This window comes from Arthrobacter sp. Soil761, from assembly GCF_001428325.1.
Lineage (GTDB): Bacteria > Actinomycetota > Actinomycetes > Actinomycetales > Micrococcaceae > Arthrobacter.
Genome location: NZ_LMSF01000003.1, coordinates 1 through 24,053, shown reverse-complemented (window position 1 = coordinate 24,053; position 24,053 = coordinate 1). Strand labels below are relative to the sequence as shown.

Sequence of the window (24,053 nt, the reverse complement as noted above, 5' to 3'; positions counted from 1 at the left end):
GCACCGGGGACTTCAGGCACCGGCACGGTCTGCAGCATGAAGTCGTCACAGTGCGGGACCGTGAAGCCTGCGAAGCCGTGGACGGGCGTACAGAGCAGGCCCACGTTAATGAGTTCGGATCGTGTTGGGGCCAGGAGGGTGGCCTCCCGTCCCACAACGGCAGCGACGTCGGCGGCCTTTGGGAGTCGGGGCCAGCTGTGCCACAGCGCGCCTGTAGGCGCCCCACGTCACCGTAGGTCCTGGGCCGCCGGGTACGCTTGGCGCGTGGTGGAGGGAGTTCTTGGCACGGGCGATTTTCCATCCAACAGGAAAGCCCGCATCGTTGATGCGGGCTCTCGTGGCAATCGCCAAGGTTTCAGACGCGGGACCTGCCCCGGACGAAGTGGATAATCAGGACGATCACAGCAACTACCAAAAGGATGTGAATCAGTCCTCCGCCGATGTTGGCCAGCAGACCAAGCAGCCAGAGGACGGCGATGATGATGGCGATCCAAAGCAACATGGGAGTCTCCTTCAGTTGTTACTACCGAACTCTTGGTCCCGCGATCCGGGTGCCCAGGTTGGCGGTTGGGGTTCGAACAATGTCAGCCTAATACTAAGCATGCTTATTGCAACTGGCGTGTTTCGATGCGCCTCCGGATTCGTGTCGACTTCTTGGTCGGAATTTCCGACCCCGGCCATCGGCGCATCGCATGCAGCCCAACGGCGGAGGCTGGTGTTTCGCAGGTGGCGACCGGTCCGGGTACACGCCTCTTCTCCGGCGCGCGTGGCGTTGAGTTAACCATTCCCGGACTGCCCGTGACGGGCAGCCGTCCCAGATAAATCCAACGACCCGGGCCGCGAATTCCGCCGCCACTTCAGTGAACTGCGCGGAGCGTTCCCTGCCGGTCGACACGAACTCACTGACGTTCCATGCCAGGACCCCCCACGCTCCCTGCGGAACCGCCGCTTAGAGGTCCACGTGTCCGGTTGTTGGGGTTGAATGTGCCGGCGTTGAATTCGGGACCCATGTCCCGACAGACATGCCGTGGATTTATAGTGGATTTTTGGTAGTCTAATAGTTCCGGAAGTGAGGTGAAGCGTCGTGAGTATTTCGATTGATGTTGGTGCTGCTCACGGTGGGACTGCCCGTCTAGGGATCCGGGAAATCGTCCGCCAGCTTAACAGCGCGCTCGGAGCAACACTGGTGGCGGCGTTGGCGGGCAGCAAGGACCCCAAAATCAGTTACCGATGGGCGCGGACCGACGGACCGGAGCCTCGCCCCGAAGCGCAGGCCCGGCTGCAGCTTGCCCACCGGGCGTGGACCGCGGTCTCCAGCGTGGAAGGTGAGCACGTGGCCAGGCTGTGGTTTGTCGGCGCCAATCCCTGGCTGGACGAGATCTCACCCATCGAGGCCATCAAGGACATGCGGGCCAAGGACGTTATCGCCGCCGCGACAGCCATGACTGAAGACAGGTTCCCGGGTTGACGGGAGTTTGTGGCAGTACCGGTCTGGCGTATGTGACAGGTCCGGTCAGGGGTTACCGCATCGCGAAATCGTCTTACGGGCCCCTGAATCCCCTGCCCCGAAGCTCGGGGACGATTGACCGTTCCTCCTGGTCGCGCTTCGATACCCCCGGCAGCACCGTATATCTGGCCGGGGATCGGCGCACCGCGTACGCGGAGACCTTGGCCATGGCCAGGGTCGGGAAGGACTTCCGAGACGCCGTCACCTTCGCCGCCGGCCAGTTCGGCATCACCGTCGAGACGGCTCGGAAGATGATCCAGGATGACTGGACCAGGAACGGGAACATGGTCCCCGGCTGGCTGCCGGCCAACTGGCGGGACGGGCGCCTCATGTACACACTGCAAATCCCCAGCCCGACACGGTGGATCGACCTGACAGCAGCCGAATCGATCGCCGCCCTGAACCGCCACCTTGGGCAGCAGCTGGATGATGCCTTCGGCATCGGCACGATCACACTGGGGACACTCGCCGGGGAGAACCGCAGCGCGACCACGGCGATGGCCGAATGGCTGCGTGAGCAGGTTCTTGATGACGGGAACTACGCCGCCGGCGTCCGGGCACATTCAAAGTATGGCGGGGGCCTCTGCTGGGCCTACTGGCTGCGGCGGCAGGACGACATGCTCGGCCCTGACCCGGTGCTGATTGAAGCCGAAACTGAGATCCACCGCGACGACGCTGATCTGAACTATGTGCTGTCCCTCTACGGGCTGGAATGCCGGTAGCGCCCACTCCCTCTCAACCGTTCCCGCTCGTGGACCGGTCTCCCGACACCTCAATCGGCAAGACTCCCTGGACAACGGGAATTCACTCCGGTCCTCCCCCAGCTGCGCCGGGTAGTCCAAAGAACTTTGGACAAACTCCCCTGATCGATCGCGAAAGCCTCGGCAACGCAGCGGCATCCCCAAACTGTCCTGGCTTGGGCGCCCGCTGATATCAGCTCTGCCCTGACTCAGCTCTCAAGGTTGTGTCCGAGGATCCGCAGAAGATCGCCGGCCAACATCCGTAACTCCTCGAACCCGTGCTGGTAATACAGCGGAGTCATCTGGTGCAGAGGCGTGTCATCCAAATCGGCCAGCAACCTGATGGCCTCTTCAATAACCTCATGGTCGCTCCCGTAGATATGGTGGCAGTCAGGATTGTCGGTCTGGTCATCAGTCATGCGATCCTCGCTTGCCAGGTCGGGTCCGTTGGAGTCGGCGGCTGTGCCCGGCCTGGCATGGAATCCCTGGCGTCAACGGCTGAGACCGTTCTTTGCCCGCTCGGAGCCGACGGCTGCACCCGGACGGGACTTGCGGGCCTTCGCCGCACGCTTGCCCCACGGAGACCGCGGCGCTGGGGTGCGTGCCTTCACTGCGGGCCGCGGCCAGGCGGCCGCTGATCTGGATTTCGCTGGCCCCGGTGTTTTCCAAGGACTCGGCAAACCTCTCATGGTGTTCGGCTGAACCATAGTCGGCGGCCGCCGTGCTTTCGGCTATCAGTCCTTGATCCTTTAACCGGCTGCTGTCGTTGCCGATGACACGGTTTTCGATGTCGCGGCCGACGCCTTCGAGGCGTGCGAAAAGTTCCTTTCGGACGTGAGGTCCTCGACGCAGTATTGCAAGTTCCACCCAGACAGGCGAGGCGGCATGGCTCGAGCGCCCGAAACTGCATTGCGCACCGTCCGCGGCCGACCCCGCACCGCAGAGAAATTCACTTGCAACACCTGCTCACGGGGCGCCAGCCGGCACCGCGCCAGCTGGCCTGGAGGCAGGATCTGCGTGGCCTGCTTCACCGTCCCCGTGCGCACGCACGTGTCTCGCCCTGACTGCCGAACAGAGCGCATGCTTCCCGGTCGGCCAGCCGCCCACGGCGGTCAACCGGTCTGTGTCGATTGCGCAGTTACCACACAGGACTACCACTGTTCTCGCTGCGGCACGGACGCCCCGGGCACTACCGCCAGAACACGTGCGCCCGCGGCTCGCTTAGGGAGTACCTCACCGCCCCTATGAAAACGCAGCAATTAGGACTCTGATGCCCGGCAAAGTCGTTGCCACACGGCTTACCAAGGCAAGCCTCGCAGATCAACAATTCCGTCGGGCCAAGCCTCGACCGGCTTGGTCCCCTCGCAGATCAAGGTCGGACCAGCACTCTCAATCACGCTCATGGCATCGCGTGGCGAAACATCTCGAATGCGAGATTCAATAAGCGTGAAGCGGCACGACTGATAGAAAGGCACGATCCCTTCACGGCATCCGAGTAAACCGAAATCGGCAGGAGCCAAACCACGCATAGCTTCTTGCAGCCTAAAAAGAACCTCGCGCCCGACCCCTTGGCCACGTGCCTCGGCCGCTGTCAGGACACCACCCACGCCTGCGACGAGAACCTCATCATTGCCTACACCTATGAAGCGGCGTGCTGAGGCAGCATATCCAACGAGTTTGCCACCGACACGTGCGAAGCAATGCAGCTCACCTCGCGCGTAACCGTAGCCTCGCGTCGGATTCCAGGAACCCCAGTCTTCCGAATATTCACTGTCGAATAGAACCGCCATATCGGCGTAGTCACGAGCGGAGAGTTCGGTAGTCCAACGAAGTGCAAGTGTTGTCACCAGGCCACACTAACAATCGCCCCGCCAGCACCAGGCCAGCTGGTCCCGCGGCAGAGGCAACAGCCCGGTCTGGTGGCGGTTTCGCTGGGTCCTGCCGAGCAGGTCACGTCGGCCAGCCTCTCAGGAGAACGTCGACTAAGTCCAGGGTCAGGATGGGTTACTTCAGGTGCCGGACTGCTGCCCCAGTTCGCCACCTGGGTGGGAAGTGTATCGGTGCGGTCGACCCAGAGGGACCACCGGCCCTGTCTGAAGCTGGTTTGGTGCGGAATGCTTTCCTCCATGCCGTTCCTTCTTGAGTACGGGACCGACCACGGAGCTGGCTGGTTCACGGTTGCGGGCACGAACTCCAGGGACGCCATGGACAAGGCTGCGGAGTCTTTGCGGGGTCTGGAGTGCAGCCGTGCGGTGTTGCGGCAGACTACTTACCCGCACACCATTGCCGGGCCGGGACCGGTTGTCGCCGCCTTTACCAGGTGTGGGGGTGGACGGTGCAAGGGGTTTGGCCGGGCCTGTGACGACTTCTGCCACGGGGATCTGGCTGTCACCGAAAGATTGGACGAACTGACAGCGTGCAGTCCGCAGCGGCCGGCTCCATCCTGGTGAGGTTCGTGGGGGTGCACACCCGTGGACTTTCTGGGAGCAAAAGCCCTCCCCGGTGTGTCGCGGAACACTCGTGCAGAGGGCGGCCGACTCACGGGTGGTTCAAGCCCCGCACCCCCGGGTGCTGACGCTAAGCCGACGCGGCGCACAGTCGATGATCTGAACGGCGCCGACGGGGCAACCGAGCCTAGACTCCTGATCATGATCTCAGTCGAAATGCAGAGCCGAGCCGAGCATCGCTGGCCCGCCGTGATTGGCCTCCTCGCTGCGCTGGGCTTATACGGGACGCTGCCGACGACATTCCTGCCGGGCGTTCGGTACGTCGTCGTGGTGGTCGGCCTTGGCCTCTTGATTCCGTTGGTGGTCCTGAATCCTCGGCGGCTCACCCGCGAAACTCGCTGGTCCAGAATTCTTTCCATTGGCCAGGCACTCCTCCTGGTCGTGGCCAACGAGGCTGCCTTGGTTCAGCTGGTCATTGCCCTGACGACAACCAACAGCAACGGCCCCACCCTTTTGCTCGCCGCACTTCAGGTATGGGTAACGAACGTGATCGCTTTTGCCTTGGTCTATTGGGAACTGGACCGCGGCGGACCCGTATCCCGCCGACACACTCCGCGTCCCCACCTGCCCAGAGCAGACTTCCGCTTCCCGCAAGATGAAGACCACGACGCTGTCAAGGAAGTTGCGGCCAGATCTTCGGTCAAAACCGGCTGGACGGCTGCGTTCATTGATTATCTGTACTTCTCGCTGTCCAACTCCATGGCGTTCAGCCCCACGGATACGATGCCGCTTTCAGCCCGGGCCAAGGGACTTATGGGGTTGGAAGCCTTCGGCGGCTTTGTGCTGCTGGCGTTGGTCATCGCCCACGCCGTCTCCCTGCTTGGCCTATAACCGCCCAGGGTGGTGCCCCCCTAATCCCAGGCTTCACCACCACAAGGGCCACGAAGTGCACTCACCCGCTGCCCGAAGAGAAGACCGCCCTCTCTGCGCGCCTACGGGCATGGTGCCCTCGGCGTTGAGGTCGTAGGGATATATTTTGGGTGTGCGTCTCCGTCCGGGTGTTCGGGCGGCCCGGGTCTCGAGTTCTTGCGGGTGCGAGGCGCCCAATTGGGAGGGCTCAACGTGTCTCAGAACGGTCGCCTCGAACTTCCTCGACCGGTCGGCCGAAGCAGGACCAGACTCGCTTGGCTCGCGGGATGTGCTGTCGTACTGCTGGCTGCGCTGGCATTGTATTTCGTTTGGAATAACGGAACCGCGGCCGCCAGGGTGACCGGCGACTTCCTCATCCTCGCGGCCGCCGTGGTGGCTGGCATCAGTTGCAGCAGGGCCGGTCGGCGTGGTGAGAATGCACGGGCGTGGTCCCTCCTGGCTGTGGCCGCGTTTACGTGGGCCGCGGGGCAGGCGCTGTGGACTTACTTCGGGCTCGCCAACAACAACACATATCCGTTTCCCTCGGTTGCCGACGTACTCTTCCTTGCGTATTCAATCCCTGCCGCCGCCGCGCTGTTCAGCTTCAAGCGGCCGGCTGACACCGCCCAGGTGGGTTGGGTCAGGTCGGCACTCGATGCCTCGGTGATTGCCGGCTCGGTCTTGGCGATCAGCTGGTACACGGCGCTCGGGCCGGCCCTGAGCTCTGAAGGCGACGTCCTGACCGTGCTGGTCAGCGTCGCATACCCCGTCGTAGACGTGGTCATCACGTCCCTGGTCTTGGTCTTGGCCATGCGCCGGCAACCGGGCGAACGGCTCCCCTGGTTGTGCTTCGGCAGCGGGCTGCTCGCCCTGACCATCACCGACAGCACCTACGTCAGGCTCACGTTCGACGGCGTCACGGGCGTCACGGGATCGCCCCTTGCCCTGGGGTGGATTGGCGCCTTCCTCCTGATCGCGCTTGCACCATTGCTGCCGTACGCGGAAAACCCGCAGCCTGAGCGCAAGGCGTTCGCCCTGGCCCTGGAACTGCTCCCCTACGCGCCGATCCTGGCGGCGCTGGTTGTCGTTGCCGGACCGCACGTCCAGGAAATGAATACCTTCCTGCTGGTGGTAGCCAGGATAACGGTCGTCCTCATCCTCGTCCGGCAGGTGCTGATCGTTGTTCAGAACATCACTCTTGCCACCGGACTGGAGGAGGAAGTGGCCGTCCGTACTGCCGAGCTGGAGGGCTTGGGCGCGATCGTGAATTCCTCCACGGACGCCATCTTCAGCACCACTCCGGAGGGCATCATTACCAGTTGGAATCCCGGGGCTCAGCTGCAGTACGGGTACCTTGCCGAGGAGGCCCTCGGCCGCGACGGGCGCATCCTCGTGGCTCCGGGCGGCTCCGATGGGACCGAGGAGATATTCGAACGGCTGAGGGAAAGCGGCGCCGCGGTGAACTTCGAGACCGAACATGTGAGAAAGGATGGGACGCTCATACCGGTGTCCCTGACAGTCTCACCGATCAATAAAGACGGGAACCTTGGCGGCATCGCAGTCATCGCCAGGGACATAACGCTCCGCCGGGCCGCCGAGGACGAACTGAAGGCCGCCAGGGCAGCCGCGTTGGAAGCCAGCAGGCTCAAATCCGAATTCCTTGCCACCATGAGCCATGAAATCCGCACGCCGATGAACGGTGTGGTGGGACTGACCGCACTCTTGCTCGAAACCCCTTTGGATGACACACAGAAGCAGTATGCGCAAGGGGTCAAAGGCGCAGGTGACGCCCTGTTGGCCTTGATCAATGACATCCTGGACTTTTCCAAGCTGGAGGCCGGCAAGGTGGATCTGGACTTGCGTCCATTCGATCCCCGGGTTCTGGTCGAGGAAGTCGCGGGGCTGCTGGCAGAGCCGGCACAAACCAAAGGGTTGGAGCTCATCGCCTATTGTGAGCCTGACCTGCCCGGCAGACTGATCGGGGATTCAGGCCGGATCCGCCAGGTCCTGCTGAACCTGGCCTCCAATGCTGTGAAGTTCACCGCTGCCGGCGAGGTGGCCATTCGAATAAAGGCCGAAACACGCGATACCGGGCCCGGGTCCGCCGCCATGGTCTACTTCGAAGTCCGGGACACGGGAATCGGCATCGAACCCGCACAGCATGCCCGGTTATTCGAATCGTTCTCCCAAGCCGACGCCTCAACAACCCGCCGCTACGGCGGCACCGGACTGGGTCTGGCAATCTGCAGCCGCCTAACGGAAGCGATGAACGGTGAGATCGGGATGAGAAGCACCCCCGGTCAAGGGAGCACCTTCTGGTTCCGTATCCCCCTGCCGGTGGCACCGCCGTCGACCAATCCCCTACCGACCGCCGAAATTCTCACCGGGCTGCGGGTACTGGTGGTCGACGACAACGCCACCAACCGACTGGTACTGGAATCGCAATTACGCGGCTGGCGGCTGCAACCTGACGCCGCGCCCGACGCCCGGACCGCCCTGGCCAGGGCCCGCGAAGCGGCAGAACGGGGAGAACCCTTCGACCTTGCGGTACTGGATCTCTGCATGCCCGAAACCAACGGCCTGGACCTGGCCCGCTCCATCAAGGCCAACCCCACCCTGGCAACCATGGAACTGATCATGCTCACCTCCACCATGCAGATCAGCGGCGCAACAATTGCCGAAGCCGGCGTCCGGGAATGGCTGATGAAACCTGTCCGCAGTTCCGAGTTCTACAACCGCCTGATCCGCCTGATGTCCACCAGCGAACAACGCACCCCGGCCGAGAGGCTCACGGCCATGACAAGTGCGGCGTTGCGTGAGCGGCCAGCCACCAGGCCCGCGAGCCCAGGGCATATCCTCGGCCGACTCCTGATCGTCGAGGACAACGAAGTCAACCAGCTCGTAGCCCGCGCAACAGTGACGATGTTGGGCTACGCCGCGGACGTCGTCGCCAACGGCGTTGAAGCCGTGGCCCGCACCGAAAATACGCGGTATGACGCCGTCCTGATGGACTGCCATATGCCGGTCATGGACGGGTTCGAGGCCACCAGGATCATCCGGAGCCGCGAGAACACGAGCAGCCGGCTGCCCATTATCGCCATGACCGCCGGGGCCCTGGACGGGGACCGGGAACGCTGCCTCGCCGCCGGCATGGACGACTACCTCTCCAAACCCGTTGACGCCACGGACCTCGAAACAGTGCTGGCCCGGTGGGTCCCCGATCAGCCAACACGTTTCGTGCCCGGGGAACCCCTGGCCGTAACCGGCCGCCGGACCGCCAGTGACCAAACGTCCCCACGGGCGGGGCTCGACCAGGGCCGTCTGGCCATCCTTCGAGACCTCGGACCGGTGGACGGGCTGGGCCTGCTGCCCGCGGCGGCAGAAGCCTTCCGGAAAGATGTCCCGCACCGGCTTGCCGCTCTGGACAGAGCAATCAACGACAACAACGGTCCCGCAGTGACCAGGGCCGCACACGCCCTGCGGGGTGCCGCGGCCAACATCGGAGCCACTGCAGCTGCGGCCCTGTGCGGCGACCTGGAAACTCTGGGATCGGCCGGGCAGTACGACGACGCTGCGGAGCTGGTCCGCAGGTTGGAAACGGAGCTTGAGCAGGTGGATATCGAACTCGATCGTGCCCTGGACGTCGCCCCATGATGGTCCTGGTGGCAGATGACGACCCGGGCTCGCTGATGGTGGCTAAGGCCGCCGTCGAACGCTCCGGCCATAGCTGCCTCACCGCCAGTGACGGCGATGAGGCGTGGGCCCTGTTTCTGGAACACCAGCCGGACGTGGTGGTCACGGACTGGATGATGCCCGGCCTGGACGGACTAGCGCTGTGCCGCGCCATCCGGGCACGGACCACCGACCTGTACACCTACATCATGCTCCTTACGTCGCAAGGATCCCGGGACGACGTCCTCGCCGGCCTCGAGGCCGGCGCCGACGACTACGTCACCAAGCCGCTGGACCCCTTCGTCCTGCATACCCGGCTGCTCGTGGCACAGCGCGTGACCACACTCCACGCCGACCTGGCACACTATCGGACGATGCTCTCCCACCAAGCCCGCACCGATCCTCTGACTGGCCTGAGCAACCGCCTTAAGCTCACCGAAGACCTCCAACAACTGCACGCACGCAGCCTCCGGTACGGCGAGGAATATTGCCTCGCCATGCGCGACGTGGACAACTTCAAAAGCTACAACGACATCTACGGGCACCAGGCAGGCGACTTCGCCCTGCAGGCCGTTGGTGCCGCCCTCGCCACAGTCGCGCGCGCCAGCGACGGCGTGTACCGGTACGGTGGCGAGGAATTCCTGCTCATCCTGCCAAGGCAAACGCTACAAGGAGCCAAGGAAATGCTGGAAAGGGCGCTTCACGCGGTCCAGACGCTGAACATCACCCATTCCGGAGACCCGACCGGCCACCTGACACTCAGCGCAGGTATTTCAGCCTTCGCCGACTATCACGCCGAGGCCGACAACGTTCTGCGTGAGGCCGACGCGGCCCTCTACGCCGCGAAAGCAACCGGCCGGAACCGGGTAGAAATCACACCCTAAACCGCGTGCGCACCGCGCCCCACGCACTCCCGCGGATTGCGGTGCCAACATCGCATTGTGGACCGCCCGGCGCTTCACCCGAGAACGATACTCACAAAACTCACAGGATTCACCGGGGCCGCCTAACTCACAAAACTCACAGAAACTCATAGGATGGGTCTGTGATTGAAAATCCATTCAGACCCTCGGCGGGAGCGACTCCACCGGAGATCGTCGGCCGGGCAGGCCTCCTTGACGAATTCCAGTACGGCCTCCGGCTTGGCTCGGGCGCCCCGGGCCTGCTCACCATCTTCACCGGCGCCCGCGGGATCGGCAAGACGGTGATGCTCGGGGCAGCCCACGACGCCGCCCGCCAGGAAGGCTGGGCAGTCATCGCCGAGACCGCAACGGAAGGCTTCATGGGCCGCATCGGCGAGGCGATGCGCACTCTGACCGAGGAACTTGGCAGCGGCCCGCAGAACCGGCGCATAACCGCCATCGGCGCGGCAGGCTTCAGCATCACCACCCAGTTGGCACCCGAACGCCAGGTGGCATGGCGCAGGCTCGGCGAAGAACTTCTCCAACTCCTCAACGACAGAAACACCGGCCTGATCATCACAGTGGATGAGATTCACGCCGCGGACCGCAACGAACTGGCGCAGTTGGCAGCGAGCGTTCAACACTTCATTCAGGACCGGCTGCCGATCGGTTTGGTCTTCGCCGGACTGCCCGCCGCGGTATCGGACCTGCTCAACGAAGGCGTTGCGACGTTCCTGCGCCGGGCCGACAAAATAGACCTCCACGCAGCGGGCATCCGCGACGTCGAAAGATCCTTCACCTCCATTTTTGCCGCGGCCGGTTTCGACATACCGCCGCATCTCGTCCAGGAAGCAGCCGCCTCTACCGGCGGCTACCCCTTCCTGATCCAGCTCGTCGGTTACTTCCTCTGGCGCGAAGCCGAGAACAACAACGGCGCAGTGACCGCTGCCGAGGCGGACCGGGCGGTACAGGCCGCACACCGGCGCAACGCCCGCACCGTCATCGAAGCCGCCCTCTCAACCGCGTCCGGAAAGGACCTCGATTTCCTGCGCGCCATGGCCCAAGATGACGGACCGTCCATCGCTGGCGACATCGGACAGCGCCTCAAAGCGAAGACCAACCTCATTGCCAATTACCGCTCACGCCTGCTGGCCGCAGGCCTGGTCGAACCAGCCGGCCACGGCAAAATCGACTTCGCGATACCAGGCCTTCGCCAGTACCTGCGCAAGCTCAACGCCGACTAAAACCACCCAACCGGAACAGTGCAGGCCCCGGGACCAGAGTCAGAACTCCCCGGCCAGCACACGGGTTCAGCGCAGGAATGTCCAGGAACGCCGGCTCCAAAGGCGAGTCGGAACCGGTCATACCGGCCACCCATGAGGCGTGTTCGCCGTGGTCCGGGGCGCGACGGGTCTGCCACGGCTTCCATATGTCCTCACGATGGGGCGCCGGGGCGCAAGCGGGTCGCTGGCGAGGAACCGGTACAAATGCGCGTACTCCCACCCGAAAGCTGCCTGGAGTAACCTGATGGCCGTCGCTCAGGGGCATGCTCCCCCGGAAAATAGCAGGGCCGGGGTTGGGACAGTCTTGAGCGAACATTGTGCCTAACAGGGGCTGCCGTTTGGTAACCGGTCCTAGCCTTGAACCAAGTTCCCGCCGATTGGGGGGTGGGGTCTTGATGTGGGGAAGGGCCGGCGGCTGGGTCATCCATCAACTTCGGTGGGCCCCACCGTCGGCCCGCCACAGTGAATTCTTGGCTGGCCCCACTCCGCGCGCACAGCGGCCGAGGTCAGTCGGGCGGTGAAGTGAATCGTCGAGTATCCGCGTTGCAAACCGTCATGCCAAACGTTGCGCCCGAACCGATGGCCCGGAGCCCCGGCCTTAGGCGCAGGCCCGGCTCCAACTTGGCCCAACGGGCATGGACGCAGTCTCCAGCGTCGAAGGTGAGCACGTCGCGCGTCTCTGCTGTCACCGCCACAGGCTCCGGGCAGCTGTTTGCCCGGACACTTCCTGGACAAACGGCGTTCACATCGGCCCGCAGCTGCAACTGGGCTGGCTCACTCCGCGGGATTGCGTCGAAGGATCCGGAGCAGATCGCCGACCAACATCCGTAATTCCTCGAACCCGTGTTGATAGTACAGAGGGGTCATCTGATTCAGCGGGGCATCGTCCAACTCCGCCAGCAACCTGATGGCCTGTTCGATGACCTCCTGATCGCTCTCGTAGATCTGTGGGCGTTTTGGGATATCGGGCTCGTCTGTCATGGGTTCCTCGCTTGCCGGGTGGGTTTCGGCGGAGCCGCCTGGGCCGCCCGTCATTGGTGGTGCCGCCGTCAGCGGCTTAGACCGTTTTTCGCCCGCTCCGTGCCGAGGGCTGCACCCGTCCGGGTTTTGCGTGCCCTCGTCGCACCCTTGCCGATGGTGATGGCAGCGCCGGGGTGCGTCCCCTCGCTGCGTGCCGCGGTGAGCCGGCCGCGGATCTGCGCGTCGCTGGCCCCGGTTTCCTCCAGGGACTCGGCGAATTTTGTGTGGTGTTCGGCTGATCCGTAGCCGGCAGCTGATGCGGTTTCTGCTTTGAGTCCCTGATCGGTAAGGCGAGTGCTGTCGTTGCCTGTGACGCGGTTTTCGATTTCGCGGCCGACGCCGTCGAGGCGGGCGAAGAGTTCCTTTTCGGCCCGCTCATACCGTTGTTCCGTTGATGCAAATTCGGAGCCCGGGAATCCGCCCTCGGCCAAGAGCTTGGCTTCGTGCATCTCTTTGGCTGCTTTCACGAACCGGGGATCGTTGAAGTGGGATTCGCTGGCACCGTTGATGTTGGCGGTGGTTTCTTTGCGCAGCTGCTCGATGTCGGGGCCGTTGATGCCGTCCTTGCCTATGAGGAACAGCCGCTCTTTGATGTCGGTGTCTGCAGCCGCAGCAGCTTTGGGTGTTTTCGCGTTGTGGGCGCGCTGCAGGGCCTGTGTCAGCTCGGGGTTTGCCAGGTACTCGACGGGTACGTGGTGGCGCTCCATTTCGGGTGCCAGCTTTGTCGCCTGGGCTCGAAGTTCTTCCGCCTGTGCAGCCGAGATCAGTTGCATGGCTTTCTCGTATTCGGCGGCGGCTTTCCGTGCTTCTTGCTGGCTGCGTGCCAGCTCGTCCAGCCCGGCCTGCTCGGTTGCGATGGTCGCGATTCCCGATTCGAGGTAGGCGGTGTCCGTGCCGACGTCGTGTGTGTCGATGCCGTATCGGGCGAGGACTTCTTCGCGGATCCTCGCGGAGGCTTCAAGGGCGGTGGGGTCGTGGTCTTTCCATCCTTCAGCGACGGCGTGTGCCGTGGCGATGTCGGCCGGCTGCGCGCTGTCCCACCACTCATCTTTCTGGACAGCTGCGAGGACCGCACGGGCTGAGCTGCGTTCAGCCGCGAGGCGCGCCTGGGCTTCCCGTGCAGCCTGGGAGTCGAGGTGTTCCTGCTGTCGCTGGGCTTCCTGCCGGCGGCGGGCCAGCGTCTCGGCAATACGCGAGGCGACCATCAGGGATTGCCGCATTCCGTTGTCGAGAAAGTCGTCGATGCCGTCTGATTCACTCATGGTGGTCCCCTTGCACTAGTTGTGTCATTTTTATCGGTCGAGTCCCGGCCCGGTCCCCCGGTTGGGCTGATAGGTCTTCGCTGGTGTGGACGGCGTGGGTGTTGTGGGCACCGCCGAACCGGGACGAATTGGAGCCACGCCGCGGCGTGCAATATCAACCGCACGAGGCGGGGTCACAGCCTCGCGGGCGGGTTCCTGTTCTGCTCCTACCGGAACGGTCTTGGGCATGGTTGCGGTGAACGGGGCCAGCTGGTTTTCGACTACTGCCCGGATGCGTTGGGCTTCGCGGGTACGGCCGGACTGGGCGTGCATTTCGTATACCGCAAACGCGGTGTTGATCAGCTGCACCATGAGGGCTGTCTGCGCTGCTGTCTTGTTCTTGCTCGAGGCTGCCATGAACAACATGGCGGTACCGGCAATGGACGGCAGAGCGACGGGTTTGCCGTGTTGCCGCGGGGCGCGGAGCTGGGCAGTGCGGGACAGTTCGGCTGCTGTTGCGGCCAGTGGCCCGGGGGTCGGTTCGAGCCTGTAAGACCAGGCTGCGAAGGCGCCGGAAACATCGCGTGCTGCCTTGGCCCAGGTAGCGTGATCATCTCGCGGGATCTTGCGAAGCTCGTCCGCCAGGACGGTGGCGTTCCGGGTGTAGTCAACCCAGAGCTGCGGGTCCGGTGTGGCCTTCTCCGGGCCGCGGGGGTTGGCTTTGCGTTTGTTCCGTGCGGCGGCGTTCCACTCGGCAGCTGCCTCCATCGCGGCCTGCGGGGTGTCTGTCCATTCCTGCCGTAACTGGCCGAGGCGGAGATCGGTAGCGAGGGTGCCGCCGCCGAACCAGATCGGCCGCTCCCCCGGCTTCGGGCGCTCGGCTACGGAGTAGCCGACGATGACGTCGGTGGTGTTCTTCACATACCGGGGACGCACCAGCAGGCCGGTGTCTCTGGCGCGGCGGATGAACTCCGCTTCGCTGCCCGACGCCGTGGCGCTGGCACGCACCTTCCTGGCCAGGGAGGCACGGTGCATTTCCCGTTCGTCCCGTGCGGCGGTGGCCTTCTCGGCCCGGTCATACCCGCGCGTGGCGTGCACACTGGAGAGCTCTTCGAGCCCGTACTTGCTTTCCAGTTGCCGACAGGTCTGCTGAGCACGCTTGTAGTCACCGTGAGTGGAGGCCTTGGTGCCGTCTTCCCGCACCAGGGACACAGCGATGTGGATGTGGTGGTTGCCGTTCTCGCTCGTGCCGTGGTTGATCGCGACCCACCGGCACTGGGCTTTGCCGCTGGCTTCGGTGAAGCCCATCGCGTCCACGAAGTCGTTCGCGATGTCGCCCCACTGCTGATCCGTCAGGGCGCCTTCTTCAGCGCGGAGGCTCAACGAGCAGTGCCACACGTCCGCGTGCTTGTGCCCGTTCGGCACCCGTTCCTTCGTCACCGGGTCCCAGCGGAAATCCTTCTGCAACACCTCGACACCGAACACCCTCCGCGGCTGATCCAGATGCTTCGCGATCGCCGCCGCATCGTCCTTATCCAGGACACCGTCGTCGTACCAGGCCATGATCGCCGCATCACCGGCGACCAAGTGCGGGTCGGCGTGCGCGTTCTTCGTCTTATCCGCATCCGTCGACGCCAGGTACACCATCAAGCCGGCCATCCTCGAGCCGCGGGTGATGTTCGGAATCATTCCCTACATCAACCCCTCAATGGTCCGGTCAATCCGCATCGCCACCTCACGCACATACGCCAGCACAGCCTTGGCATCCTGCGGGAACTCATCGCCGGCGTTTGCGTGCCGGGCGATCTGGTTCACGTTGTTCGACACCCGTGCCAACAACGTATGGATCGCCATCAGTTCAGCCATCGCAGCTTTCCGCTGCGTCGGGGTCTCCGACGATTCCGACAAGGCAGCCGTAAGCAGCAGGTTTGGGACCGTGACCTTCTCCCCCGCCGCCCGGGCAACCAGGGCCGCTTCCTCCTCCGCGGTCACCCACACATCCCGGCGCTTCTTCGTCCCCGCCGGGGAATTCGCGCGGCGCCGCCTCGACAGCCTGGAGCGCGGCTTCTCATCCTCTTCAGACACGCACTCCCCCAATCCCTCAACGGCTCAGCGGTTCAAAAGCCCAGCGCAGCGACCCCGAAACCGGGGACCACACGACCAGTGTGTCAAGCGAACAACCACCGGGCTGTGAGCGACACGCCATTTACACCCGTGTAAATGTATAGCTTGCTCCGCCGTTGGGCGGTCTGTCGGCGTGTTGCATCGGACCGGCCCGGATGACGGGCTAGGGTCGAAGGACCGTACGACACACGCTCAGGGGGAGACAATGCGTCAGGACATTCAAGGAACGGACCAGTTTTCAGCAGGCAGCATCACCTACGAACCCGATTCATTCTTCGCCGGAAAGATCGTCATCGACCTCGCCGTCGATACGCCGAATCCGCGCTTTCACCTGCAGGCGGCAGCACACCGTCTGCAGTCCGACGAATCGCTCGAATTCGTCGGCTACCTCGTGGATCAGGTTGCAGAACGGCACCTCCGAGAGGCAACTGGGTCTACCGCCTTCATTCGCCAGGACGGACAGCACCTTAACGCGCATGTCTTCCTGCCGACTCCCCTCGCCGAACGTCCACCCGTGTACGGGGATGAGCCCGCATATCTGGGCACCGAGGAACCCAGGGTTCTGACCGACTTCCAGGCGGCCATACTGCCGGACGTGACCGAATCAGTCCGCAATATGGTTCCGCCGGCGCTTCACCCGCACGTCGAGGACATCGCCCACCTGGTCGCCCAGGAGATCCCCACCCGGGCAGACCTGTTGCGGGCCTACCAGCGAACCTCAATCCCGGAAGTGCTCGAGGAAATCGACCAGTTCGGCCAACCCGAACTGCTCTCCCCGGAACACCAAAAGGCGATGAAGACAGCCCAGCTCTCCTTCCCGCATCCGGCAGCCGAAGCGGTCCGCAGCACAACGCCCGCTGTTGCAGCCGAAAGCCATCGTGCCCCTGCCGGCGCAAGCGTCGGCCACGCCTTCGATCGCTAACCACACCACCTGAAAAGGAACAGAACCAGCATGGCTACCATCAACATCGAAGCCACCAAAAACCAGGCACGCGAACTCCTCAACACCCGCATCAAGTCCGTCGAAGAACTCGTCCACGCACGCCAGCGCGTATCCGACCTGAAAGAACAGCTCGCGGCCGCCGAACGGGACGACAAGCGCGCCTACGTCAAAGCAACCCGCGACGGCTGGAGCCCCGAAGAACTCAAGAAACTTGGGCTGGAACCAGCCGCCGCAGGACGCCGGCGCAAGGCCCAAACCAAGACCGCCGACGCAGCCGTACCTTCCGCGCCAAGCAGCGCCCAGGACAACAACTAGCCCCTCGCACACGGGCACGGCAAAAGCCCACCCACTCCGCTGCTTTTCCCGCACACATGATGGACGACGGGACCCACCTGACCGACTGCACACAACCGCCAGGACACCATGAGCGCAAATGTCACCACCGCGATCGGGCGAATGTGCACAGCCTGGGACCGCTGAACTCACCAACGGAGCCCTTCCCCATGGACCAAGACCGGCGTTGCCGGCCTACCTGCCGCGGGGGTCAGGTTTCTTTCAGCAGGGACGACACACACCGTCCACGCGGGGCGAGGTTGGGCAGCGACGGAATCGTGATCAGTGAGCGGGCTTCTAAGGCACGCAGGGGGCTCCAGCCGGGGTCACCTGCGTGACAACCACAAGCTGCAGGGCGGCGCTCATCACCACCTGGTACCGCTTGCCCGCGTGATCCAAGCAAGGGCACCAACCGCATAGGCCGTCATCACAAACATCCGCTACGACGAAGAGGCCGACACCCCATCGGGTGCCGGCCTTCATGCTGCTTTGGGCCTGGATCCTCTAACCGTCGGCAGGGACATCGCCGGCCGGGATGGCCGGATCCTACCGGGCCGCCGGCCGCAGCTCGTGATGGTCGCGCCATGCTTGCTCGCCGTCCTTGTACTCCACGGTCCACTCGTCCACGCCAACGCGTTCAACGATGACAGCCTGCTCCCAGCTGGACCCATCGCCCCGCAAAACTTCAACGGCGCTCTCGTCAGGGAACGGGTTGTGGCTACCCAGGTACTCGCGGATGGTCTCCTCAAGCGGTGTTCGCCCGCCCTCGGGGGCCGCATTCACCCACTGCTCCATGGGGTCGGTTCCAGCCCAGCGAGTTGCAAGGCCAGCTACGTAGTTCGTCTCGTTGTCGCTCATGGCTTGTCGCTGCTCCGATCCGTTGTTGTTAGGCCGGGAAGACTCTGTCGCCAGGTGGCCGTTATCGGTCGGGTTGCAGATAGGTTCCCGATGGGAACTCGCAGCCGATCCGAAAATCCCTTCCAACGAACGGCTCCCCCCGGCCATCGACACCGTGACCAAAGCCAGCATGGACGACAACCTGCTCCTGAACGGTATCGCCACCCGGTTCCTCGGCGACGTCGACGATGATTGGCAGGTCGTCCGGCAGCCCAGCGAGGGCATCACGCAACCGCCCTACGGTCCAGGCCTGAACGGCGTGTTCGAAGTCCATTGTCAGATCCTTTCACCTGGCACTGACAGCCAAGGCGATGACCATTGCCTCAGTCCTCGCCGTCGAGGGCTTCAGCCTTGATGGTTCCGGCGGCGATGCGTTCCTGGGTCTCCAGGTAGCAGCGCTCCAGGTAGGCCTCCAGGTCATCCTCACTGACACGCCACATGCGGCGGCCTCCACTAAGTTGCAGGGCGCGCAGCTCCCCCGATGAAACCAAAGCGTATACGGTTGGCATGCCCACGTTCAGGATCTCCCTGACCTGGGCGAGCGTCAGCAGCCGCGGGAACCTCGTATGTTCCGGTTCAAGTGCTGGCATCTGCTCGATGTCCTCGCTCCACTTAGGCATGCTTACTTGCCCTCGTTCCGGTGACGGATTTCTTCGCGGGTGCGCTGCCCGGGGCGGAGTTCCCCCGCGGGGACCCCCGGCCATTTCCTGCCGCCGTTGTACTTGCGCTGCAACCGCTTCACTTCCCGCAGCGTCGCCGCCTCGATCAGATCGGTGATGGACGCGTACCCCTCGAGATGGCCGGCTTCCTGGACGGCCGCGCGCACCTGGTCGGCGTCGGATTCAGTGAAGTAGGGCGAAAAGGATTTGCTCTTCTTAGGCACCGGGAGCCTTGCCCTCCGGGGCGACGCGTTGCAACAACGCGTTGTGTACCTTCTCCAGAGTGGCGCTGCGCGCCTCGGCGCTGGCGAGCTTCTTCTCCGCCTCCGATGCCGCGCCAGCGGCAGCCCGTTCTGACGCACGTGCTTCTTCGAGCTCCGAGCCCAGAGCGGCCAGCCGCTGCTCCAAAGCCTTCACCCCGGACTCCAAGGCGGTGATGCGGGCTTGGAATTCCGCGGCCGCGGATTCCTTCTCAACGGCGGCCTTGTCCAGGTCCGCCACCAGTTCGGAGATTTCCTGATCTTTGTCCTTACGTTCCTGCACCCAGACCGTCTCGACGGCGGCATGCTGTTCGGCGGCCTGGGCGGAGGCCTCCGCCCAGCAGCCTGCCGCGAGCCGCGTCGCCTGTTCGAGCAAGGCGGGCGGCGTCGCGGCCACCCGCCCCCCGGCAGCGAGCTTCTCCTCGTTCCATTCCTTCAGGTACCGGGTAGCGTCCGCGTTGCTGACACCCGCAGCGGCACGGACCGTGGAGACGGTCGGGCGGCGCTCGGCGCTGATCTGCTCGGCGGCAGCAAACACGCGGTCTTTCACACTCGTGATCATGGCGGCATCTCCATGCAAGTAGTAGGAGTAGTAACGTTACTACTCCTACTACGACTTTTCAACGCTTTAGCAAGGGCGGCTCGGAGTCCGGGCCGGTGCCCCAGCCGCTGCCGGCGTTGCTGCTCACCGGGGTCGCCCACGGGTCGTCCTGCCCGGCAGGTCGTCCTGCCGGGCTGGCATGGTTGCCCAAGCCACCACCCGCCTGTCCGCCCTGGCCGCTGCCGCGCTGGGTACGGTTGACCTTGGCGTTGGCCGACCGGAGGGAGGGGCCGATCTCGTCCACTTCGAGCTCGATCACGGTGCGCTTCTCGCCTTCCTTGGTCTCGTAGGAACGGGACTTCAGCCGGCCCGTGACAATCACGCGCATGCCCTTGGCCAGGGACTCGGCCACGTTCTCAGCCGCTTCCCGCCACACACTGGCCCGAAGGAAAAGCGTCTCGCCGTCCTTCCACTCATTAGACTGACGGTCGAAGGTCCTGGGCGTTGAAGCGATGGTGAAGTTCGCTACGGCAGACCCACTCGGAGTGAAGCGCAGCTCTGGATCTGATGTCAGGTTTCCAATGACAGTAATCGTGGTTTCGCCGGCCATGATGGTTCCTTTTCCTCGTGTGCTGGTGATGTTCTCGGTATGTGTTGTGGGTTCGTTCTGAGGTTCGGTCCCACCCGGTTCGTCGTGGGTCAGGTCGTTGGGTTGGTACTGGTTCGCAGTGTGCGCGTCGCAGAGCCCGCCCTCCCCGAGCGGGGCACGGCTGATCGTCTCCAGGTACCGGTCATCCACTCCCTTGTCCGGGACGGCGTAGAAGCCGTCGTGCAGGTCCTCAATGAGGGGTTCCACAATGGCGGGTTCTATAACGTAGGGGTCCACAATGTCGGGGTGGATCCTGCCGCTGGGGTTGACCTGGCGGAACAGGTCCACCTCCAAGGGGATCCGTGGGCTGAGTTTGTACCCGATGACCGGGCGCGGGGTGGTCACGGTCCTCACGCTGCCTTGTGACTCATGGCCGCCTGGACAAGCTTGTCGCGGCGCAGGCCGGACCAGTGGTCCTCGTCGTCCGCGTTGTTCACGACGACGGGCGCCTGGGAGTAGCCGAGTTCGGCGGTGATGTACTCCAGTGCTGCCGGGACTTCGGTGATGTCCACGGTCGTGTAGGTGATGCCTTTGGCGTCGAAGTAGTCCTTCGTCTTCTCGCAGTTCGGGCAGTTGGGCTTGGTGTAGACCGTGTAAGCGGCCGGTGTTGCAGTCATTTTCAGCACCTGGTTTCGTATCAAATAAGTTTCGTTCGTCTGGCTGACTTGCTACCTCAATTTTAGCAATCATTCAACTGAATGAATAGAGGTTTTGCCGCTTATTCTTAGGCTTTTTGGGGAACCTTTTTACGCGCAAATGTGCAATTCCCCCTGCCGCCGATTTCGGTTGCGGATGGCGAGTCCCGCCGCTGGCGACTGTGGTCATCCCCGCAGGCTCCGACGGCGGCAGCCCCCATGCGCCTTGGAAGGCTCGTGCCGGCTGTGGTGACGTACGGGTCCTTGGGTAATGGGCGATGTGAATAGGTGGCGTCCCTGCTGGAGGAATGCGTGCCCTGGTGTTTGGGTGTCCCGGCAGCGTCAGTGTGGGCCCATGGGGAAGGTGTCCGGCCGGGCGGGATGCCCGGCTGTGGGTAGCCTACGGTGAGGTGTGTGTGAGGGCCGGAGGTCCCAGGCAGGGGAAGCGGGGGGTGTTGGTGTATGGGCGGGGCGCGGCGTGATGCACCGGACGCGGAGTGGGTGCAGATGTATCGGGCGGGCATGCCTGCTTCCAGGATCGCGTCGTTGTCGGCGGCCGCGGAGTCCACGGTCCGGTATCACCTGCAGATCGCTGCCCGGGAAGAACCGTCCCTCCGGGCCGAGCATCGACGTGCGGCGCCGCGCCCTCCGGCGAAGATGGACAGCCGGAGCCTGCAAAACCTCGAGGACGTTATTGCCCTGTATCGGGCCGAAGGCCGGCTGCCCAACCCCAGGGCGAAGTCCGCGCGGGAGCGGGCCCTGAGCTCCTGGCTTGGGCGCAGGCGCCAGGACGCCGACAACGGCACCCTCTCCCCCACCGTCAAAACCCGGCTCGAGGAAATCCCAGGCTGGGACGCACCGCGCCGGCAAAAAGAAAGACGCGAAGCGCTGTGGAATCAGCGCCTGGTCGAACTCATCGCCTACCGCGCGGAGGGCAAGGACTGGCCGCTGCATAAGAAGGCCGGCACCGAGCAGGAGCGTGTCCTTGGGGTGTGGATCCACGGCCAAAGAATCGCCTACCGCCAAGGCACGTTGGCCCCTGCCAGGCAGGCAAGGCTGGACGCGGAGTTGCCGGGCTGGCGGCAGGGCCGGCCCCGGCGGGGCGGCCGCCCAAAACCTCCCTCGCTTGAAAACTAAGCATGCTTTCTCTTAGGTTGGTGTCAGCTTCTCCGCCTGTCCCCCATCAGGCGGAGTGGTTGCCAGGAAGGCCCCGCACGACGATGAACGTCCTGCGGGGTTTTTCGCTATCCGCGCTTGCGCAGCAGGTGTCTTGGAACCGAACGGCAGAGGGAGTGTGAAATGGCTCAGGGTGACATCGAGACGTACTACGAAGACGGTGCGTGGAAGAACAAGCGCGAAGGCACTGGCCGCGCCTTCGGGGCCGGCTACGGCACCAAGGACGAGGCGGTGGCCGCCGGCCGCGACGCCGCGAAAGCGGACAAGGTCGAGCACGTCATCAAGAATCAGGACGGCCAGATCGCTGAGAAGAACAGCTATGGCAACGATCCGAGGAACGTCCCGGGCTGAATCGCGCTGAGACTCGGGTTCTCTTGTTAACCCGGAAAGGAGCCGGCATGTGCCGGCTCCTTTCGGGTTTCTCTGCAAGAAATCTAGGGTCAGTCTAACTGAAGTGATGGCCGTGGTCTTTCCCAGCCTCGTTGCTGGAGCGCGGCTCCTGCTTTGTGTTCCTGGTTGCCGGCGCAGGACGGCGGTCCGCCGCTGGTGAGTGGTTGCTGTGGTTCGCCCTGGGCGGCGGACCGCCCGACCTCTGGTAGGTTCCTGGCCTTCCTTCGGTGATTGGGGCCTGTGCCGGGCGGGGTTCGGGATCCGCCGCCCGGCACAGGAACCGTGGTCTATCCGGCCTTCTCGGTCTTTTCGCCGCTGTCGATGATGATCTGCTCAGTCTCCGATGCGGTGTATCCCCATGCGACCAGCTGATTCAGGTAGTCCCGGTGGGTTTGGCTCGGTGAGCGCCACGAGTCTTTCTGGATGGTCTTTTCATACCCGGCGCAGACCAGCGCAATCAGTCCGAACTCCGGGCGTGCGGTGGTTTTGGCGACGTGGTCCCTGAGCGGGTTCCACGCCCACTGGTTGGATTCTTCGACCTTCGCCCCGACCATTTCAGCGGCCACCTTGCCCTCGTAACCGCTGGCGGTTTCGGCGTGGTGGGTGATCGCATGGAGGGTGAAGTACTGCCAGCCCTTGGGGACCTGCTTCTTCGCCAGCAGGTTCTTGACCCATTCACGCCTGACCACAGTTGCGGACTGCATCAGCTTGTTGTTCTCTATCAGGGTCTTCCGTTCGGCCTTCTGCTCCTCGGTCATGGGGCCTTTGGGGGCCGATGATGTGCCGTAGCCGCTGTAGTAGCGGAGCGTGAAGCCCAGGTCCTTCCAGCCGGTGACGACGGCGACGGTGGAGTGCTCGCCGCGATAGTCCGTCTCGATGTAGACGGCGTTTCCGTCCTCGGCGGTCGCCGGTTCCCCGTCTGCCCTTTTCAGGGACGTGACCCGGAGGGTTTCGCTGTCCTCCCCGTACCCGCATTCGGGAACAACGATGGTTCCGGCTATTTCCAGCTCTGCGGTGAGCGCGGCCAGCGCGGCGGCGCGGTCGCGCTTGTCGCGCAGCTGCTGGGTGACGTGCAGGAGCATGTCGGGTTCGTCCATGATGACCGACTCCAACTCGGCGGTCGCTTCCTCGTCTGACTCAAACTCAGCGAGGATCAGGGCTTCTTCGATGGTGTATCCCTTGCCCAGGGCGGCGGCTCCGGTGTCGGTGGACTTGGCTTTCAGGGCGGATTCGACGGTGGTCTTGGTGCGTCCGGTCTTTTTGGCGATCGCGGCGGCCGAGACACCGATCAGGGACAGCTGGTGGTAGGCGTCGGCCTCGTCGGCTTCGGTCAGTTCGGCCCGCTGAATGTTCTCCACTACCTGCGTGACGATGCGTTCGGCTTCCTCGGGTGAGTCGATGATCATGACCGGGATCAGGGGCCGTCCGGCTTCGACGGCGGCGCGGGTGCGGCGCTGACCCATCAGGACGTGCACGGTGCCGTCGTCCTTGCGGTGGGCGATCACGGGTTCCATCACGCCGTGTTCCTTGATGCTGGCGATGAAGTCAGCGGTCAGGGCGGCGTCCTTCCGGACGTTGATGTCAACGGTGAGGGTTGCCGGGTCGAGCATTTCAAGCGTGGGTGCTGCGTTCATGGTTTTTGTCCTTGCAGAGACGTGAGGGGTGTGGGGCGGCTTAGGTGACCGGCCAGCTCCCCTTCTCCCCCCGTTGTTTTTTGGTTGCTGG

Annotated in this window: 25 protein-coding genes; 10 read left to right on the top strand and 15 right to left on the bottom strand. The window is 63.9% G+C overall.

Annotated features, from left to right (window positions below; genetic code table 11):
* Window positions 1–355: 355 nt before the first annotated feature.
* Window positions 356–502: a lmo0937 family membrane protein gene (locus tag ASG79_RS23420; RefSeq protein ID WP_110543403.1), complete on the bottom strand. Its 147-nt coding sequence runs from the start codon at window positions 500–502 to the stop codon at window positions 356–358.
* Window positions 503–1,084: 582 nt separating this feature from the next.
* On the opposite strand from ASG79_RS23420, the gene ASG79_RS04105 reads away from it, so the two are divergent.
* Both ASG79_RS04105 and ASG79_RS04100 read left to right on the top strand, forming a co-directional pair.
* The gene (locus ASG79_RS04105) at window positions 1,085–1,468 is read left to right on the top strand and encodes a hypothetical protein (protein WP_056388667.1); all 384 of its coding nucleotides are present in this window, start codon (window positions 1,085–1,087) and stop codon (window positions 1,466–1,468) included.
* A 206-nt stretch (window positions 1,469–1,674) separates the two neighbouring features.
* The gene (locus ASG79_RS04100) at window positions 1,675–2,229 is read left to right on the top strand and encodes a hypothetical protein (protein ID WP_056388665.1); all 555 of its coding nucleotides are present in this window, start codon (window positions 1,675–1,677) and stop codon (window positions 2,227–2,229) included.
* 227 nt (window positions 2,230–2,456) lie between these two features.
* On the opposite strand, the gene ASG79_RS04095 is transcribed toward ASG79_RS04100, so the two are convergent.
* Window positions 2,457–2,666 (bottom strand): hypothetical protein, encoded by a 210-nt coding sequence (locus ASG79_RS04095; RefSeq protein ID WP_056388663.1) that lies wholly within the window; start codon window positions 2,664–2,666, stop codon window positions 2,457–2,459.
* Window positions 2,667–3,545: 879 nt separating this feature from the next.
* The gene (locus tag ASG79_RS22970; protein WP_156400157.1) at window positions 3,546–4,094 is read right to left on the bottom strand and encodes a GNAT family N-acetyltransferase; all 549 of its coding nucleotides are present in this window, start codon (window positions 4,092–4,094) and stop codon (window positions 3,546–3,548) included.
* A gap of 801 nt (window positions 4,095–4,895) precedes the next feature.
* Here ASG79_RS22970 and ASG79_RS04090 point away from each other — a divergent pair.
* From ASG79_RS04090 to ASG79_RS04075, 4 genes are all read left to right on the top strand, one after another.
* Window positions 4,896–5,585 carry a hypothetical protein gene (locus ASG79_RS04090; RefSeq protein ID WP_056388661.1) on the top strand — a complete coding sequence of 230 codons (690 nt, stop codon included), beginning with the start codon at window positions 4,896–4,898 and terminating at the stop codon, window positions 5,583–5,585.
* A gap of 375 nt (window positions 5,586–5,960) precedes the next feature.
* Window positions 5,961–9,257, top strand: a complete 3,297-nt coding sequence (locus tag ASG79_RS04085) for a PAS domain-containing hybrid sensor histidine kinase/response regulator (protein WP_156400156.1) — start codon at window positions 5,961–5,963, stop codon at window positions 9,255–9,257.
* The gene (locus ASG79_RS04080) at window positions 9,257–10,159 is read left to right on the top strand and encodes a diguanylate cyclase (protein ID WP_321165418.1); all 903 of its coding nucleotides are present in this window, start codon (window positions 9,257–9,259) and stop codon (window positions 10,157–10,159) included. The genes ASG79_RS04085 and ASG79_RS04080 overlap by 1 nt, the downstream gene beginning before the upstream one ends.
* Window positions 10,160–10,320: 161 nt before the next feature.
* Window positions 10,321–11,421: an ATP-binding protein gene (locus ASG79_RS04075; RefSeq protein ID WP_321165367.1), complete on the top strand. Its 1,101-nt coding sequence runs from the start codon at window positions 10,321–10,323 to the stop codon at window positions 11,419–11,421.
* Window positions 11,422–12,234: 813 nt separating this feature from the next.
* On the opposite strand, the gene ASG79_RS04070 is transcribed toward ASG79_RS04075, so the two are convergent.
* From ASG79_RS04070 to ASG79_RS04055, 4 genes are all read right to left on the bottom strand, one after another.
* Window positions 12,235–12,441: a hypothetical protein gene (locus ASG79_RS04070; protein WP_056388659.1), complete on the bottom strand. Its 207-nt coding sequence runs from the start codon at window positions 12,439–12,441 to the stop codon at window positions 12,235–12,237.
* Window positions 12,442–12,509: 68 nt separating this feature from the next.
* Window positions 12,510–13,742 (bottom strand): hypothetical protein, encoded by a 1,233-nt coding sequence (locus ASG79_RS04065; RefSeq protein WP_056388656.1) that lies wholly within the window; start codon window positions 13,740–13,742, stop codon window positions 12,510–12,512.
* A gap of 30 nt (window positions 13,743–13,772) precedes the next feature.
* Window positions 13,773–15,410: a relaxase/mobilization nuclease domain-containing protein gene (locus ASG79_RS04060; protein ID WP_056388654.1), complete on the bottom strand. Its 1,638-nt coding sequence runs from the start codon at window positions 15,408–15,410 to the stop codon at window positions 13,773–13,775.
* 3 nt (window positions 15,411–15,413) lie between these two features.
* Window positions 15,414–15,806, bottom strand: coding sequence for a MobC family plasmid mobilization relaxosome protein (locus tag ASG79_RS04055; protein ID WP_235509728.1), 393 nt, complete (start codon window positions 15,804–15,806; stop codon window positions 15,414–15,416).
* A 244-nt stretch (window positions 15,807–16,050) separates the two neighbouring features.
* Here ASG79_RS04055 and ASG79_RS04050 point away from each other — a divergent pair, with 244 nt between their 5' ends.
* Together ASG79_RS04050 and ASG79_RS04045 are read left to right on the top strand one after the other, a co-directional pair.
* Window positions 16,051–16,767, top strand: coding sequence for a hypothetical protein (locus ASG79_RS04050; protein ID WP_056388650.1), 717 nt, complete (start codon window positions 16,051–16,053; stop codon window positions 16,765–16,767).
* A 30-nt stretch (window positions 16,768–16,797) separates the two neighbouring features.
* Entirely contained in the window at window positions 16,798–17,103 is a 306-nt protein-coding gene (locus ASG79_RS04045) for a hypothetical protein (RefSeq protein ID WP_056388648.1), read from the top strand.
* Window positions 17,104–17,667: 564 nt separating this feature from the next.
* On the opposite strand, the gene ASG79_RS04040 is transcribed toward ASG79_RS04045, so the two are convergent.
* The 7 genes from ASG79_RS04040 to ASG79_RS04010 all read right to left on the bottom strand — a co-directional run bounded on the left by ASG79_RS04040 (window position 17,668) and on the right by ASG79_RS04010 (window position 20,744).
* Window positions 17,668–17,979, bottom strand: coding sequence for a tudor domain-containing protein (locus tag ASG79_RS04040; protein ID WP_056388646.1), 312 nt, complete (start codon window positions 17,977–17,979; stop codon window positions 17,668–17,670).
* 61 nt (window positions 17,980–18,040) lie between these two features.
* Complete coding sequence (locus ASG79_RS04035) at window positions 18,041–18,292, bottom strand: DUF6225 family protein (protein WP_056388643.1); 252 nt, start codon at window positions 18,290–18,292, stop codon at window positions 18,041–18,043.
* A gap of 49 nt (window positions 18,293–18,341) precedes the next feature.
* Window positions 18,342–18,638: a helix-turn-helix domain-containing protein gene (locus tag ASG79_RS04030; RefSeq protein WP_056388642.1), complete on the bottom strand. Its 297-nt coding sequence runs from the start codon at window positions 18,636–18,638 to the stop codon at window positions 18,342–18,344.
* Window positions 18,639–18,640: 2 nt separating this feature from the next.
* Window positions 18,641–18,901, bottom strand: a complete 261-nt coding sequence (locus ASG79_RS04025; RefSeq protein WP_056388641.1) for a ParB family protein — start codon at window positions 18,899–18,901, stop codon at window positions 18,641–18,643.
* Window positions 18,894–19,499 (bottom strand): DNA-binding protein, encoded by a 606-nt coding sequence (locus ASG79_RS04020; RefSeq protein ID WP_056388638.1) that lies wholly within the window; start codon window positions 19,497–19,499, stop codon window positions 18,894–18,896. The genes ASG79_RS04025 and ASG79_RS04020 overlap by 8 nt, the downstream gene beginning before the upstream one ends.
* 58 nt (window positions 19,500–19,557) lie before the next feature.
* Complete coding sequence (locus ASG79_RS23800) at window positions 19,558–20,472, bottom strand: single-stranded DNA-binding protein (protein WP_200953140.1); 915 nt, start codon at window positions 20,470–20,472, stop codon at window positions 19,558–19,560.
* Between the two features lie 5 nt (window positions 20,473–20,477).
* Entirely contained in the window at window positions 20,478–20,744 is a 267-nt protein-coding gene (locus ASG79_RS04010) for a glutaredoxin family protein (protein WP_056388636.1), read from the bottom strand.
* Window positions 20,745–21,284: 540 nt separating this feature from the next.
* Between ASG79_RS04010 and ASG79_RS04005 the strand changes: the two genes are divergently transcribed.
* Both ASG79_RS04005 and ASG79_RS04000 read left to right on the top strand, forming a co-directional pair.
* Window positions 21,285–21,899, top strand: coding sequence for a helicase associated domain-containing protein (locus tag ASG79_RS04005; protein ID WP_235509727.1), 615 nt, complete (start codon window positions 21,285–21,287; stop codon window positions 21,897–21,899).
* 162 nt (window positions 21,900–22,061) lie between these two features.
* On the top strand, window positions 22,062–22,289 hold the full coding sequence (locus ASG79_RS04000; protein ID WP_056388633.1) for a DUF2188 domain-containing protein: 228 nt from the start codon (window positions 22,062–22,064) through the stop codon (window positions 22,287–22,289).
* Window positions 22,290–22,615: 326 nt separating this feature from the next.
* Here the strand turns inward: ASG79_RS04000 and ASG79_RS03995 are convergent, their stop codons facing one another.
* Entirely contained in the window at window positions 22,616–23,962 is a 1,347-nt protein-coding gene (locus tag ASG79_RS03995; protein WP_056388627.1) for a ParB/RepB/Spo0J family partition protein, read from the bottom strand.
* Window positions 23,963–24,053: the final 91 nt, after the last annotated feature.